This window comes from Ruegeria sp. BE10 (assembly GCF_056538905.1).
The window spans coordinates 584245-599405 of sequence record NZ_JBQFTX010000001.1; the positions used below are offsets into that span (position 1 = coordinate 584245).

14 protein-coding genes are annotated in these 15161 nt (G+C 55.9%); 1 reads left to right on the top strand and 13 read right to left on the bottom strand.

Annotated elements, in window-relative coordinates; translation table 11 throughout:
- Nucleotides 1–36 precede the first annotated feature (36 nt).
- The 3 genes from ACR0M2_RS02895 to ACR0M2_RS02905 form a co-directional block, all read right to left on the bottom strand.
- Nucleotides 37–1275 (bottom strand): NAD(P)/FAD-dependent oxidoreductase, encoded by a 1239-nt coding sequence (locus tag ACR0M2_RS02895; RefSeq protein WP_480703990.1) that lies wholly within the window; start codon nt 1273–1275, stop codon nt 37–39.
- A gap of 4 nt (nt 1276–1279) precedes the next feature.
- Entirely contained in the window at nt 1280–3493 is a 2214-nt protein-coding gene (locus tag ACR0M2_RS02900; RefSeq protein ID WP_480703991.1) for a TRAP transporter permease, read from the bottom strand.
- Nucleotides 3494–3574: 81 nt separating this feature from the next.
- Nucleotides 3575–4582 carry a TAXI family TRAP transporter solute-binding subunit gene (locus ACR0M2_RS02905; RefSeq protein WP_170348216.1) on the bottom strand — a complete coding sequence of 336 codons (1008 nt, stop codon included), beginning with the start codon at nt 4580–4582 and terminating at the stop codon, nt 3575–3577.
- Between the two features lie 127 nt (nt 4583–4709).
- Here ACR0M2_RS02905 and ACR0M2_RS02910 point away from each other — a divergent pair, with 127 nt between their 5' ends.
- The gene (locus tag ACR0M2_RS02910; RefSeq protein ID WP_170357743.1) at nt 4710–5678 is read left to right on the top strand and encodes a LysR family transcriptional regulator; all 969 of its coding nucleotides are present in this window, start codon (nt 4710–4712) and stop codon (nt 5676–5678) included.
- A gap of 110 nt (nt 5679–5788) precedes the next feature.
- On the opposite strand, the gene ACR0M2_RS02915 is transcribed toward ACR0M2_RS02910, so the two are convergent.
- From ACR0M2_RS02915 to ACR0M2_RS02960, 10 genes are all read right to left on the bottom strand, one after another.
- Nucleotides 5789–6544, bottom strand: coding sequence for an ABC transporter ATP-binding protein (locus ACR0M2_RS02915; protein ID WP_170348214.1), 756 nt, complete (start codon nt 6542–6544; stop codon nt 5789–5791).
- Between the two features lie 9 nt (nt 6545–6553).
- Complete coding sequence (locus ACR0M2_RS02920) at nt 6554–7309, bottom strand: ABC transporter ATP-binding protein (RefSeq protein ID WP_170409253.1); 756 nt, start codon at nt 7307–7309, stop codon at nt 6554–6556.
- A gap of 10 nt (nt 7310–7319) precedes the next feature.
- Nucleotides 7320–8525, bottom strand: coding sequence for a branched-chain amino acid ABC transporter permease (locus tag ACR0M2_RS02925; protein ID WP_170348212.1), 1206 nt, complete (start codon nt 8523–8525; stop codon nt 7320–7322).
- A 4-nt stretch (nt 8526–8529) separates the two neighbouring features.
- The gene (locus ACR0M2_RS02930) at nt 8530–9561 is read right to left on the bottom strand and encodes a branched-chain amino acid ABC transporter permease (protein ID WP_425080889.1); all 1032 of its coding nucleotides are present in this window, start codon (nt 9559–9561) and stop codon (nt 8530–8532) included.
- A 112-nt stretch (nt 9562–9673) separates the two neighbouring features.
- Entirely contained in the window at nt 9674–11020 is a 1347-nt protein-coding gene (locus tag ACR0M2_RS02935; protein ID WP_170348210.1) for a substrate-binding protein, read from the bottom strand.
- A 512-nt stretch (nt 11021–11532) separates the two neighbouring features.
- Nucleotides 11533–11907, bottom strand: coding sequence for a nuclear transport factor 2 family protein (locus ACR0M2_RS02940; RefSeq protein WP_170532824.1), 375 nt, complete (start codon nt 11905–11907; stop codon nt 11533–11535).
- Entirely contained in the window at nt 11904–12800 is an 897-nt protein-coding gene (locus ACR0M2_RS02945) for an alpha/beta hydrolase (RefSeq protein WP_170532822.1), read from the bottom strand. Before ACR0M2_RS02945 ends, ACR0M2_RS02940 begins: the two co-directional genes overlap by 4 nt.
- Complete coding sequence (locus ACR0M2_RS02950; protein ID WP_170532819.1) at nt 12797–13282, bottom strand: flavin reductase family protein; 486 nt, start codon at nt 13280–13282, stop codon at nt 12797–12799. The genes ACR0M2_RS02945 and ACR0M2_RS02950 overlap by 4 nt, the downstream gene beginning before the upstream one ends.
- Nucleotides 13279–13956 (bottom strand): glutathione S-transferase family protein, encoded by a 678-nt coding sequence (locus ACR0M2_RS02955; protein WP_170532815.1) that lies wholly within the window; start codon nt 13954–13956, stop codon nt 13279–13281. The genes ACR0M2_RS02950 and ACR0M2_RS02955 overlap by 4 nt, the downstream gene beginning before the upstream one ends.
- Nucleotides 13949–15139, bottom strand: a complete 1191-nt coding sequence (locus tag ACR0M2_RS02960; RefSeq protein ID WP_480703992.1) for an LLM class flavin-dependent oxidoreductase — start codon at nt 15137–15139, stop codon at nt 13949–13951. Before ACR0M2_RS02960 ends, ACR0M2_RS02955 begins: the two co-directional genes overlap by 8 nt.
- Nucleotides 15140–15161: the final 22 nt, after the last annotated feature.

Sequence of the window (15161 nt, forward strand, 5' to 3'; positions counted from 1 at the left end):
GTATTCAAATCCTTTCAAGGTGAGTGTGCCGCAGGTTCAAAACCGGGTCGGTGAAAATGGCGCCAGATCGACGTTGGGCTTGCGTCCCGACACAAGATCGGCAACCAGTTCGCCGGTTTTAGGGGCCATCATCAGGCCATAATGGGAATGCCCGAACGCCGTATAAAGCCCGGCCTGCCCGTCAAGTTGCCCAATCGCAGGAAGGCTGTCTGGGAATGAAGGCCGCCGACCCATCCAGAACTGTACCTGGCTGGTATCAAGATCCGGCACCATCGCCTTGGCCTGCTCTGTCAGAATTTTTTCTTTGCGCGGATCGGCCGGTGCGTCGACCTTTGCAAACTCGGCCGTTCCGGCAACCCTAAGCCCATCGACCATCGAGCTGGCAACGACCTTTGCATCCACATCCATAACCGAATTGTTCAGGCTGGCAGCAGGGTTCTGAAACTGAACATGGTATCCCCGCTCGGCGACAAGCGGAACGGTTAGACCCAGCGGTTTCAAAAATTCAGCAGACCATACGCCAGCCGCCAGAATGATGTTGCGCGCGTGCAGCGTTTCTTGCGGTGTGGACAGATGCCATCCGCCACCTTGGGCAAAGGTCAGACCAGTGACCTCGGTCTTTACGATCTCTGCCCCCTGCGTGCGGGCTTTTTCCGCCAGAACCGCGCCAACGCGACCCGGCGAGGTTAAACGGGCCTGACCTTTGATCAGCACCGCCGCTTTGAATTCGGACGTCAGCGCAGGTTCAAGACGCCGCAGTTCGTGCCCGTCAACACGCTCAAGATCACCACCTTTTTCCTGACGGATAAGATAGTCGAGACCTTTCAAATCAGCCTGTTCGGGGCGACGGAACGCATGAACATAGTAGCTGTCCGTAATCAGATCTTCGCAGCCGGTGCCTTGCAGATGCCGACGGTACAGGTCAATTGACGGGCGACACAAAAGATCCATCGCATCCGACACTTCGCGAACGGTCTTTTCGCCGGAATTGCCCAGAAAACGTAAACCCCAGGGGATCATCTTTGGCCAGAAATTAGGCCGGACCGAAAGAGCGCTTTTCGGATCCAATAGCATTTGGGGAAGCTTCTTCCAGATCCCCGGCATCGCCTGCGGGATAATCGACCAGGGCGACACCACACCCGCATTCCCGAACGAGGTTTCCTGACCCGGCTCGCCCCTATCGACAAGCCGGACCGGAATGCCACGCTCTTGCAGCGACAAGGCGCAGCAGATGCCGACGATGCCGGCACCGATGATGGTGACTTGTTCTGTCATTTCATCAGGCCGCCGAATGACTGCGATTGCGGGCGATCAACTGCGTGATGATGACTGGCGAAGCCACGGCCAGCGCGACCAGGTCGGCAGTCAGGGTCGGCGCCACGAAAATGACCCCGGCGACCGCCATCAGGATACGCGACACCATGTTCAACGGGCTCAGCCAGTATCCCACGACGGCTGCGGACAGGGCGATAACCCCGGCGATACAGCTTGATGCCGTATAGGTGAATTCCCACAGGTCAAACCCGGTCGAAGACACAAACAGAAGAACCGGCGCATAGACAAAAGCCATCGGTGCAATCACCTTGCCCAACCCGAGCGTAAAGGCAGATAGCCCGGTACGGAACGGGTTCGAGTTCGCAATGGCCGCTGCCGCATAGGCTGAGGTACAGACTGGCGGCGTGATTTCCGAGACCACCCCATAGTACAGCACAAACAGGTGGCTAGCGATCGGCGGGACACCAAGCTGCGCCAGCGCAGGCTGGGCGACGGACACCAGCATGATGTACAGCGCCGTGGTGGGGATACCCGCGCCCATCAGGATGCAGACGATGGCGATGAAGACCAGCGAGATGAACAGTTGCAGGTCTTCCATCGCAAACAGTTGGAAGCTGCCAAACGAGATCATGTTGTACAGATCCGACGCCAGATTGCCTGCGCCCTGCGTCACCATAAACCCGATGCGGAACCCGATGCCGGTAGTGTTGATCACTCCGACCACGATGCCCACTGCTGCAGCAGCCGCACCCACGGCCAGCGAATATTTCACGCCCAACTCGACCGCCTGCAGCATTTCGGGCACTTCGATCCGTTTTTGCGGGTTGAGCGTTGCGACAACCGAAAGTCCGCACAGAATGGCCGTCATGGTCAGATCAAATCCGCCATCCGAGAATTTCCAAAGGACAAAGGCCAGGAAGGCGGCTGCGTAGATCAAAGTCGGAGGTTGCTTGATCCGCGACATGCCCGCAATCACCGCCAGCGAGATACCACAGAAAGCTGACATGAACGGCGTGTAACCGGTGAACAGAACCACCAGCAAACCGATCAGAGGCACAATATTAGCCCAGCCTTCGGCCCACACAGCCTTGAGCTGCGGCAACTGCTCTTTGGTCAGACCCTGCAGGTTCAGTTTACGCGCCATCAGATGCACAACGGCGAAGACGCCGACATAGTGCAGGATCGCTGGGAAGATCGCCGCAATCACGATGGTGGTGTACGGAACCTCAAGGAACTCGGCCATGATAAACGCCGCAGCGCCCATGATCGGCGGTGTAATTTGACCACCAGCCGATGACGCGGCCTCGACCCCGCCTGCAAAATGGCCGGGGTATCCTAGGCGCTTCATGTTTGGGATAGTCAGCGCGCCGGTTGATACGGTGTTGGCCACCGAAGAACCCGAGATCGTGCCGAAGAAGGCCGAGGATACCACCGACACTTTTGCCGGACCGCCAGTATAGCGGCCCGCCAAAATCGTGGCGTTATCGATGAAAAGCTGTCCCAGACCTGTACGCTGCGCAATCACGCCGAACAGGACAAAGTGAAACACGATTGTTGAGACAACCCACAGAGTGACGCCATAAATACCCTCTTGCGGGAAATACATCGACGACACGAAAGTTTTGAAGTTCACACCGGGATGTTGCAGCAGACCGGGGAAATACGGCCCCAGCAGCGCGTATGAAATGAATACACAGATGATCAGCGGCAGAACCCAACCCAGCGTGCGGCGCGCGATGTCCAGCACCAGCAGGATGATGACGACGCCCAGGAACACGTCATAGCCGTTTGGGTTGCCCATTCGGAACGTCTGCTCCTCGATCCCCAGAAAGGGAATGCCACGCCAGGCGAAGCCGACGTACAGCGCGGCAATGATACCCAGCGCCATGAAGACCAGATCGTAAAGGGGGATGTTGCCGATGCGGAACCGGCTGACTTTGAGCGCATACAGGCTTTGCGACCCGATAATCGGAATGGTCGCGTAAACCAGAATGAACAGCAGGGCCAGATAGATGCCCATATGCCAGTGGTCGGCAGGCAGGCCGAACCCGGCAGTAAAGAATTCATAGAAAGCAAAGATCAGGGCAACGACGCGCAGGACCTTACCGGTGGTTGGTGTGACCTGACGAACAGCGGCGCCTTCGTCGAACTGTTCTTCGATGGCCGCAAGTTCCTCGGCCGTCAGTTCGTGGTCATCAAGTTTCTGGGTCTCGGTCATGATGGCCCCCTGATTTCGCATAATTCAAGTGTGCGGTGCCCCGAAATGGGGCACCGGACGATAGGTTACGGTGGGATTTGATTACTGAAGAAGCCCAGCTTCTTTATAGAACTTCTCGGCACCCGGATGCAGCGGAACGCCCAGCGCTTCGACGCCGTCCAGCGCGGTATCTGGCGTGATCTGCTTGCCTTTGGCATGGCCATTGTCCAGCAGCTTGCGTGTGTTGTCGTTCCACATTGCCTTGGTCAGTTGATAGACCAGATCATCCGACAGGTCCGAGGACACAACCAGCATCGCGCTGACCGCCGGGGTCTTGGTTTCGCCATCGATACCTTCATAAACACCACCCGGAATGGCCGAGGGGATATAGGCCGGAATGATCTCGTTGATCTTGGCCAGATCTTCGTCGCTGAAGGAATGCAGGTTCATACCCTTGGTCGAGGACAGCTGTACCATCGCGGCAACCGGCCAGCCTGCGGCATAGAAGTAGGCGTCCAGCTGACCATCGGCCAAACGCTCGGCGCTTTGGCTGTTGTTCAGTTCGGCTTCGTCCATGTTGTCACGGTTAACACCCCAGGCGTCCAGCATCTGCAGCACGGCAACCTGCGTGCCGGAGCCAGCCTGCGCGATACCGACGCGCTTGCCTTCCAGATCACCCAGATCGTTGATCGTCGATCCGGCAGGCAGCACCAGGTGCAGGTCTTCGGGGAACAGATTGGCGACAATGCGCAGCTTGGGGTGCGGTTTGCCTTCGAACTTGCCCTCACCCAGATACATCGAGCGGGTGACATCCGCCGCCGCAAGGCCAGCTTCCAACTCACCGTTCTGAACAGCCGCGTTATTGAACACCGACGCGGTGGTCGATTGTGCAATCGCGATCAGACCAGGAACACCGCACTGGCCGCCTTCTTCACAGGGGCGCGAACCCGGAGGGGCCGAGATACCGTTTGCTATGGTGCCGCCGATGGGGAAGTAGGTTCCGCCAGCACCGCCGGTGCCGATGCGGAAAAAGGTCGGGTCCTGCGCCAACGCCGGTGCGGCCAGCGCGCCAGCCAAAGCCAGTCCAGTCAAGCATTTCACTAGTTTCATTGTCATCTCCCAAGTTGGAACGTCGGATTCGGTTCGCCCGACTTCGATCCTGCAAGCGTAAAGGCAATTCTCATAAATACAAATTTGTTATATTTCACAAAATTAAATTTTAACTTATATATTGAGCATGAACCTCACCCAACTCACCGTTTTTCGCGAGGTGATGGAGTCCGGCTCCATCTCTCAGACTGCCAAGAAATTGCATCGGACGCAGCCTGCTATCAGCCTTGCCCTCAAGAACCTCGAAAAATCTTTGGGCCTGACATTGTTTGAACGCAAAGGACGTCGGCTGGTTCCGGTCCCCGAGGCGCATTACCTTCTGGCCGAGACCGCGGGCATTCTGGATCGCCTGTCAACGATCTCAAACACCATGGAGGGTTTGATCAAAGGGCATTCCGGCAGCCTGAATATCGCAACGATGCCGGGCCCTTCGGCCTTTTTGTTCCCGCGGTTTATCAGTCAGTCGGTGGGTGAAAACCCGGACATTCAAATCACGTTGTCCTCGCGGAGTTCTCCGCAAATTATGGAACTTGCGGGAACGCAGAATATCGATTTCGGCTTTGCTGATTTCGAGCATTCAGCCGGACGAAAAGCACAATATTCGGTCGAACTGATTCAGGCAGACTGTTTCTGCGCGATAGATTGCGATCATCCGCTTGCGTCTCAGGACAGCATTACGATTTCCGATTTGGACGGAACGCCGATGGGCGGGCTATACGCAACCCATCCGTTTCAGCGCAAAGTCCGGCGAGAGTTTCAGGACATGTCAGCAAACTATAATCCGACCGTGACCTGTCAGTATTTCCTACCGCTCATTCCGTTTGTAAGTTCGGGCCAGTGCTGCACAATAGTTGATCCGCTGACCGTCGCAACGGAACGTGAGATGAACCTGTCCAACGACAAGGTTGTGTTCGTGCCTTTGGGAAATCCGCTCAGGTATGAATATGCGATCCTTGAACCCGCTCACCGCCCGCCGTCTCAGTTGGCCTTAAAGATCAAGGCTGGTTGGAAAGCAGAAGTTCTAAAAATGCTCGAGGAAGTGAAGGCCAACCCCCACACAGAATGGGTTGGTGACGTGCGTGGCCAGCAGGTTTGACTGTCTTTGAAAGACGGGCAATGGTTTATCCGAAACCGCCCAAATCAGCGAATTTCAAGCACCTGAAAAGCCTAATATCTTTAGACTTTTCATGCGGCTAAACAGGATACTTATATCGCCAGATACTCTTCCCGAAGATTGGTATCTTCCAGCACTTCGTTCGCAGTCCCGTCAAACACAATGCTCCCAGTATCCAGAATAATCGCCCGGTCCGCCAGTTCCAAAGCACGAACGGCGTTCTGTTCGACGATGATCGTAGTCATGCCCTGTTGCTTGACATGAATAAGCGTTTTTTCGATCTCGTCGACGATGACAGGGGCCAAACCTTCATAAGGCTCATCCAAAAGCAAGACCTTGATGTCTCTGGCCAGTGCTCTGGCGATTGACAGCATCTGTTGTTCGCCGCCGGACAACGTAATTCCCTCTTGTTTGCGGCGCTCGCCCAAGCGCGGGAACAACTCGTATAACCTTTCCAGCGACCATCCAATCGGCGGCGCGATTTGCGCAAGCTGCAGGTTTTCTTCGACAGTTAGGCCCGGAATAATTCGCCTATCTTCCGGGACAAGACCAAGACCCGCAGCAGCCGCTTCGTAGCTTGTCATATTGTGCAGCGGTTGGTGATCCAGCCAGATTTCGCCATGCCTTACTTCCGGCTCTCCGACCCTTGCGATGGAACGGAGCGTCGAGGTCTTGCCAGCGCCGTTTCGCCCAAGAAGAGCTAGAATCTCACCTTCGTGTACATTGAAGCTGACGCCCTGAACTATGTAACTTTCTCCGTAGTATGAATGCATATCCCACACCGAAAGAAACGCAGGTGCGGTACTGGCCCTGTTCGCGTTTTTCGAAAAGTCAGGTTTCTCGTTCATAGCTTTTCCTTACGCTGCTTCGCCCAAATAGGCCTCTCGGACCTTTGGGTTGCCACGAATGTTTTCAGGCGTGTCTTCAACCAAGGGAGTGCCTTGCGCCAAGACCGTGATGCGTTCGGCCAGGCTGAAGACCACGTGCATGTCATGTTCAATGATCGCGATGGTGATGTCGCGCTCGTCCTTGATTTGCTTCAGCAGATCAATGGTATTGTTGGTATCAGCCCGCGCCATGCCCGCCGTGGGTTCGTCCAACAGCAGCAAGCGCGGGTTCTGACTGAGGCACATGCCGATCTCTAGCCGCCGCTTGTCACCACGAGACAGCGAAGCGGCGTGCATTTCGCGTTTGTCAGCCATGTTCATCTCTTCCAGCATCGCCTCGGCCTGTTCCACAACCGCCTTTTCATTGGCGATGGTCTCATAGGCGTGCATCCGAAAAGCCCCATCCCGCATTGCGAAGATCGGGATCAACATGTTTTCCATCACCGTCAGCTCGCCAAATATCTCGGGCGTCTGAAACACGCGGCTGATGCCCATCTGGTTAATCTGGAACGGCTCCAACCCAAGTACCGAATTGTTGTTGAACAAAACGGACCCGGTGTCCGGCATCAGCTTGCCCACCAAACAATTCAACAGCGTCGACTTACCTGCACCGTTGGGGCCGATGATGGCGTGGACCGAGTTCTCTTCGACATTGAGGTTTACATCCGTCAGCGCCTTGAGACCACCGAAGCGCTTGCTGACTTCTTTGACTCTTAGAATTGCCATGGTTCGCCCCCTACTCGGCCGGTTCTGTTTTGCCCGACGTTGCATCGTCGGTATTAGATTTCTTGCGCTTAAAGCGGTTGAGCAATCGTTGGCCACCTTCGACAAGGCCGCCTGGCAGATAGATGACGACCAGCATAAACAGGATGCCCAGCGTCAAATGCCAACCTTTACCGATGAACGGATGGATCACGAAGACAACCGCATCCTCCAGCCCATCAGGCAGGAATGCGAACCAGCTGTGCAGGACGTTATCGTTGATTTTCGAGAAGATGTTCTCAAAATACTTGATAAATCCAGCACCCAGAACCGGACCGATCAGTGTTCCGGTGCCGCCAAGGATAGTCATCAGGACCACCTCTCCCGAGGCTGTCCATTGCATCCGTTCAGCACCAGCCAGCGGGTCCATCGCGGCCATCAGACCACCGGCCAGGCCGGCATACATGCCCGAGATTACAAAGGCCGCCAGCGTGTAAGGCTTCGAGTTCAAACCCGTGTAATTCATCCGCTGTTGGTTCGATTTCACCGCCCGCAACATCATGCCAAAGGGCGACCGGAAGATGCGGATAGATAGGTAGAACACCACCATCAGGACAACCGCGCACAGGTAATAGCCCGCGTTGAAATCAAAGCTCCACGCGCCCACGTCCATTGTGTAGGTCGCACGCATCGGCAAGCCGAACAGGTGCGGCAGGTCCGGCGCATTGGCGCCCTGCAGGATCTGCGGATCATCTGCATAGACTTGCAGGCCGGTTTCCCCGTTCGTCAGGTTAAACTTGGGGTTCGATAGCACCGAATAAGCCAGCGCAAAACTCATCTGCGCGAAGGCCAGTGTCAGGATTGAAAAGTAAATTCCTGACCGGCGCAGGCTGACAAAGCCGATCAGCAGCGAAAACAATCCGGCGACGACCACACTTAGCGCAATGGCCGGAAGGATGTTGTAGCTGAGTAGCTTGAACATCCAAACGGCGGAATAAGACCCCACCCCCAGAAAGGCCGCGTGACCGAAAGACAGGTATCCCGTCAAGCCGAACAGGATGTTGAAGCCGATGGCGAAGATGCCGAAGATCACGAAACGCTGCATCAGATCCGGATACCCAGCATTGAATTGCGCCATAGCGCTGCCTTCAGGGAATGGGTTCAGGATGAAGGGGGCCAGCAATGTCAGGATCGCAACGATGATCAGCAGGCCGGTGTCTTTTTTGTTTAGTCCCAACATGGGCTTATTCCTCCATCACGCCCTTGCGGCCCATTAGACCGCGTGGACGTGTCAGCAGCACGATGATGGCGACAAGGTAGATGATGATCTGATTGATGCCCGGGATCGTAGTGGTTGCCCAGGTTGTCGAGGCAAAGCTCTCCAAAATACCCAGCAAGAACCCGGCCAACACCGCGCCTGGCAATGAACCCATGCCGCCCACAACGACCACAACAAAGCTGAGAACCAGAAAATCCATGCCCATATGGTAATTTGGCGGATTAAGCGGGCCGTACATCACCCCGGCAAGGCCGGCCACGGCAGCGGCAATGCCGAACATGATGGTGAACCGGCGGTCGATGTTGATACCCAGCAGACCGACAGTTTCGCGATCCGCCATCCCGGCACGCACGACCATACCAAACGTGGTGAATTGCAGGAATGAGAACACCGCACCGATGATGCCCACCGCAAATCCGAAATAGACCAAACGCCAGATCGGATAGATGATCGCGTTGGGGTCGAACCCAACCATGATGCCCAAATCGACCGACCCGCTCAGCGCATCTGGCGGCGGGGTCTGGATCGGATTAGCGCCGAAGAAATACTTGACGATTTCCTGCAGCACGATAGCCAGTCCAAAGGTCACAAGGATCTGATCCGCATGAGGGCGCTTGTAGAAATGCTTGATCAGCCCACGCTCCATTACATAGCCAACCAGCAACATGATGGGGATCGCAAAAAGGATCGCCAGCGGAACGGACCAGTCAATGATGGTGGCTCCGACCTCGGGGCCGAACCAGGCCTCGACATAAGGCGTTTCAACTTTCAGCGGGTTGCCCAGAAAGTCCTTCTGGGTTTCGTCAAGCGTTTCGAAACTCAGGTTAAGAAGCTTCTGTAAGGTCACCGCACAGAACGCTCCGATCATGAACAGCGCCCCGTGGGCAAAGTTCACAACACCCAGCGTTCCGAAAATCAGCGTCAGGCCCAGCGCGATCAGCGCATAGGCCGAGCCCTTGTCCAGCCCGTTGAGAATTTGCAGTAGGATGGCGTCCATCGGCCCCACCTCAAGATTGGTCAGTGTAATTGAGTGGTCGTGACCGGGTTTTAGCGCCCGGCCACAAGGGGTCTGGCCGCCGAGACCGGCGGTCAGACATCAGCCAAAGGCCTTAAGCGCCCGGGTTGCACTTACCCAGTTCACCACCGGCGAACATCGGGTGTTCCGGATCGTACTCGACCTGCGCACGCGGCGTGATCTCGACGATTTCCAGCGTGTCGTACTCGTTGGTCGGGTTCTCGTTGCCCCGCACGACAAGCACGTCCTTGAAACACTGGTGATCCGCACCGCGATACCAAGTCGGACCATTGCCCAGCCCGTCGAACTCAAAGTCTTCCAGAGCTTCGACAATACCGCATGGATTGAAGGTTCCTGCCCGCTCACACGCATCCGCATAAAGCAGAACTTGCGCATAGCAGGTCTGGGCCGAGTTGGACGGAGGCTTGCCGTACTTCTCGCCAAAGGATTTTACGAAGGCTTTGGTGCCCTCATCCTGCAGCTGCCAGTTCCAGTTCATCGACCCCAAGACGCCTTTGATGTTTTCACCCGCACCAGCGGCCATCAACTCAGAGTACAGTGGCACGACGATCTTGAAGTCCTTGCCATTGGCGACCTTGTCCAGCAGGCCGAATTGAATTGCGTTGGTCAGCGAATTCACCATGTTCCCGCCGTAATGGTTCAGAACCAGAACATCCGCCCCCGAGTTCAGAACCGGGGCGATATAGGACGAGAAGTCTGTTGACGCGAGTGGTGTCTTAACCGTGTTGACCGTTTCCCATCCCAAGGCTTCGGTCGAGGCGACGATCGACTCTTCCTGGGTCCAACCCCAGTTATAGTCGGCCGTTAGGTGATACGCGCGACGTTCCTTGCCCATCTCAGCTGCCAACACCGGTGCAAGCGCTGCACCCGACATGTAAGCGTTGAAGAAATGACGGAACCCGTTGGCTTTTTTATCCTTGCCCGTGGTGTCGTTCGCGTGGGTCAGACCCGCCATAAAGATCACGCCGGCCTCTTGGCACAGGCCCTGAACCGCGACAGCCACGCCTGAAGACGAGCCACCGTTGATCATGATCGCGCCGTCTTTTTCAATCATCGATTTGGCAGAGGCACGCGCGGCGTCCGATTTGGTCTGCGTGTCACCCGTAACAAATTCGACTTTCTTGCCAAGGATGCCGTTCCCCTGAAGCGCCTTGGATGTGAAGGTATTAAGGCAACCCCCGTCCCCTTCGCCGTTCAGATGTTCGACCGCCAGTTGCTGAGCAAGAAGTTCGTCATTGCCTTCTTCGGCGTAAGGTCCGGTTTGCGGAACATTGAAACCCAAAGTGACAGATGCCCCTGTCGGCTCGTTGGTGAAAGCAGCAGCCGACGAAGCCGTAAAGATTGTAGGCAGGGCCAGACCGGTACCTGCAACGGCACCAGACTTCAGCACGCCGCGGCGTGTGACAGATTTGTTGGTCATTCATTCCTCCCATTTTCGTTCTTTCGCCCTCTGGCTCCTCTTCCAGCGGACAAAAGCGCACTTTTGTGCATCTCAATAATGGAAAGCGGAATGAAAATTCCTCAATAAATTCCTATTTTTGAAACATAATTTTGTAAAAAAATTCACGAATAATAATATTTTTTGTAAATAATATGGTGCGCCACCATTTAGCATTGCCGATTTTCATATGCTTAGGTGTGAATTTCAGTGGCAACAATTTTCGGCCTTCACCACCCGATAGATCCGCAATCATACATCGCGGCTGAACGTCCAAACCGGCCTCGCCCTAAGATTGCATCCAGTGGACACATGACGTTCAAAGATCGGGATTTCAACACCTGAATTTCTACGCCAGAAGCGCTTAGCCCCAATCCGGAAATGAAACCTGGCTTTAGAAGTCACAGCCGCTCGGGCCAGCAACCCCAGCGACACCAAACTGGGAAAGGTTCGGTACAACGACTGTGTGTCTGGCTGCGTCCGAGACTGTCGGATCAGCTTGTGCGTTGCTTATAATACGTGTCTTTGTGAACGATCAGCCCATCGCGGTAGGTCAAGATGTCGACGCTTAGATACTCTTCCTTGGTGCCATCCTTGTGCGTGGCCGTGCGGCGATATTCACAACAGGCTTTGTTTCCAGAAATGGTGCAGTCAAGTGTTTCCCAGTGCACGTTCGCAACCTTTTCAAACAGGGATGAAAAGGCGTTGCGAATGGCCTCGGCACCTTCCAGACGTATGCCATGTTCTTCGGGGCCAACGGCATGGTCAAATGTCGCGTCGTCTGCAAAATGCTTCATCACAGCGTCAATGTCGTTCGCGTTAAAAGCGTCGCCGACCGAGTCGACAAGGTCACGGGTCAAAGCGGTCATGATTGCAGTCCTTTTCCTTGAAGCATGTCGCAAGTGTGTTTGAAGAAGGGGCTTGCCGGGTCGACAAGCACATTCAGTTCGTCAAAGTGATCCACGCCCGGCACGAAATAGAGACCCACCTTGCGATCTGCTGTTTCGTATTTTTCGACATACATGCGTGCCTGTCGGTGGAATTCCTCGGTTTCCGCACCGCCGACCACAACCAGTTGAGGCGCATTGGTGACCGGGGGGTGGTTGGTCATCGGGCTTTCAGCCTCGGCTTCTGTTGGATCCATGCGGATGCCCGCATTCAGCGCTTCGGTCAGACGGACCGGTTCGAGATAGCTGAGCGGTGACACCGGGATACCGGAATTTATCAGGTCCGCGGGAAGATCATCACCAAACGCAGGCCAATCAGTCGCCATCATCATCTGGGTGATATGTCCGCCAGCGGAATGACCCATCACGGTGATGCGGTCTGGATTGATGCCCAGATCGCGCGCGTTGCGCCAGATATAGGCCATGGCCTCACGCGCTTCTTCTGAAATACGCGCAATGGTCACGGATGGGCAAAGATCGTAGCCGACGACAACAACATTGAACCCCGCGGCAACAAAGGGTGGCGCTATGAAACTGTAAATCGATTTGTCACCACGCTGCCAATAACCGCCGTGGAAATATACCAATGTCGGCGCAGCCGCGTCCAAGCAGCGGAAGACATCCAACCTTTGCTTCTCGCCTTCCCCATAGCGGAGGTCCAGGCTGCAATCGCAGGTGGCGCGCGCTGTCTCGCTATCGCTGCTCCAACCGGGAATGACGGTCTCTTCATAGTCCGGTCGCCCTGCCCTTAGATTATATTGAGCGTCGAATTCATCAGGGCCGAAGCGTGTGTGAAAGGTCAGATGATCGCTCATGATGAAGCCTCGGGTTGGGGCGCGGAGAAGAACGCGCCGCGGCAAAAGACAAGGGGCGGAGCGGGTGCGTGGGCGTAGTTGATGACGCGGCCCAAGAGGATCTCGTGATCGTCTGCGTCGACCCTGCTGTGAACCGTACACTCCAAATGCGTCGAGGCACCGGGGATCAAGGGGGTCGCGGTTCCGGGGATCCAATCGGTGTCGGTAAATCGGTTTTCGACATCGCTTGCAAAGTGCATAGCAAGGTCTTTCTGCTCGGCCGACAGGATATTGACCGCAAAATGATCCGATTGCGACAGCGTTGGGAAGACCCGGCCTGACTTTGCAACACAGACCGAGATCACCGGCGGCTGCAATGAGACCGAAGTGAATGAGTTGGCGGTCAGACCCCACGGTTCTCTGTCCTCGTCATAGGTGGCTACAATGGTAACACCCGTCGGAAAGGCGCCAAGTGCGCGGCGATATTCTCGGACGTCCATCATAGCACCCCTTCGCTGGCACAGGCTTTTTCCAAGGCAGCCCATTCATCGGGGTTGGTCCCGAACGGGCGCATGACGTGATCCTGATAGGCGGGGCGTTCCGCCAGCCGCTGATACCAGGCCTCGACATTCTGCAAGGACGGGCGGTCGACCTCGACGTTAAAATAACGATAGGCCACACATCCCAAGGGAATATCCGCCATGGTGAAGTTGTCGCCGCAGACATAGGTGCGCTCCGCAAGGTGCCGGTCCAGAAGGGTCAGGGCCTCGTGCGCCTCATCGCGCAGCTTGGCGATCTTTTCGGGGTCACGCTTGCCCGGTTGCGTGCGCACCGTTGCGAAGAACAGATAGATCACCGGCCCAAAGGCGCGGCTTGCCGACCACTCCATCCATTGATCCGCAATCGCGCGGGTCTGAATATCGGATGGGCTCAGCGTTCCTGCCCCGTATCGATCACAGAGGTATCGTACGATGGCAAGGCTTTCCCACAGCGCAAAATCCCCGTCGCGGATCGCCGGGATCATCTTGTTGGGATTGATCTGCGCATACATCTCGGTGTCGAGCTTGCCAAAGCTGCCCCCGGCAAGTTGCAGCGCGTAGTCCAACCCCAGTTCATTCGCTGTCCAGATCACCGGAATGACGTTCGACGAATAGGGTCGCCCCCAAATCTCAAGCATGTTCCAGCATCCTTTTTTGCGCGATGGACTGCGTGCCGAACCTGGGAACGACATGCTCAAACAGACGATGCCAGCTGGCCAGAATTTTCTCGTAGGGTACGCCGGTATATTGCTGCATCAGCATGAGGTGATCGAGGCCGATGGTTTCCTGCCGTTCTGCAAAACGATCCGCAACATATTCGGCATCACCCACCACAATGATCCCGCGTTTGTTGAGGAAATCGAACCAGTCCATGTCCTCATCTTCGGGGGTCATCTCTTCGCCGACATCCAGATAGCCGTGTTTGGTCCATTCCCCCTTGGGACGCGACCCGCCGAGAAATTCGTAATAGGCATTGATCGGACCACGGATTGTGTTCACCGCTTCTTCCATGCTTTCACCGACATAAAACGCTGTGCAGACACCAACGCCCTCGCCAAGACTTACCTCGCGCCCTTCGCGTTGCGACAGGGCCTGGCGGTAGGGCTCCCAACAGGCCAGCGTCGCCTTGGGGCCAGCCGCCATCGAGATCACGCCCCAACCGCGTTCCCCGGCCAGTTTGAATGTGGGCGGTGCATTTGACATCAGCCAGACCGGAGGGTGAGGGTTGGAATAGGGGCGCGGATGCACATACATCGCTTTGTATTCGCCATCTTCATCGTGATAACGCGGATCCAGAGGGTCAAAGAACCGGTTGCTCTCTTTCCAGCCGGGAACAGGGAATTGATAGAACTCACCATGATGGGTGAACGCTTCGTTGGTCCAGGCTTTCAGGATAATCTCAAGGCTCTCCTGATACAGCCGCATAACCTTGGCATTATCGCGCCGGTCGGCATCTTTATTGAACTGGAGGGTCGAGCGTTCATTGATGCCCTTGGCGACGCCGAAATCAAAACGGCCCAGCGTCATATTATCCAGCATCGCGGCATCTTCAGCCACGCGCAAAGGATGCCAGTCAGGCAAAATGATGGGCGCTGTTCCAACCCGCAGCGTCTTGCAATGCGCGGCAACGTGGGTCCCCATCTGGATCGGGTTGGGCGGCGCATTCATGTAACCGTTATGGGCAAAATGATGCTCGGTGAACCATGCGGTCGTGAACCCTGCCTGTTCGGCCAGCAAACACTGTTCGAGGATCATCTCCAGCGTGCGCGTCCATGGAATCGTCTCACCGGGGCTAAAATTGGCAATCAAATCAAAGCGCATAACTTTCTCCCAGCCGATGGAA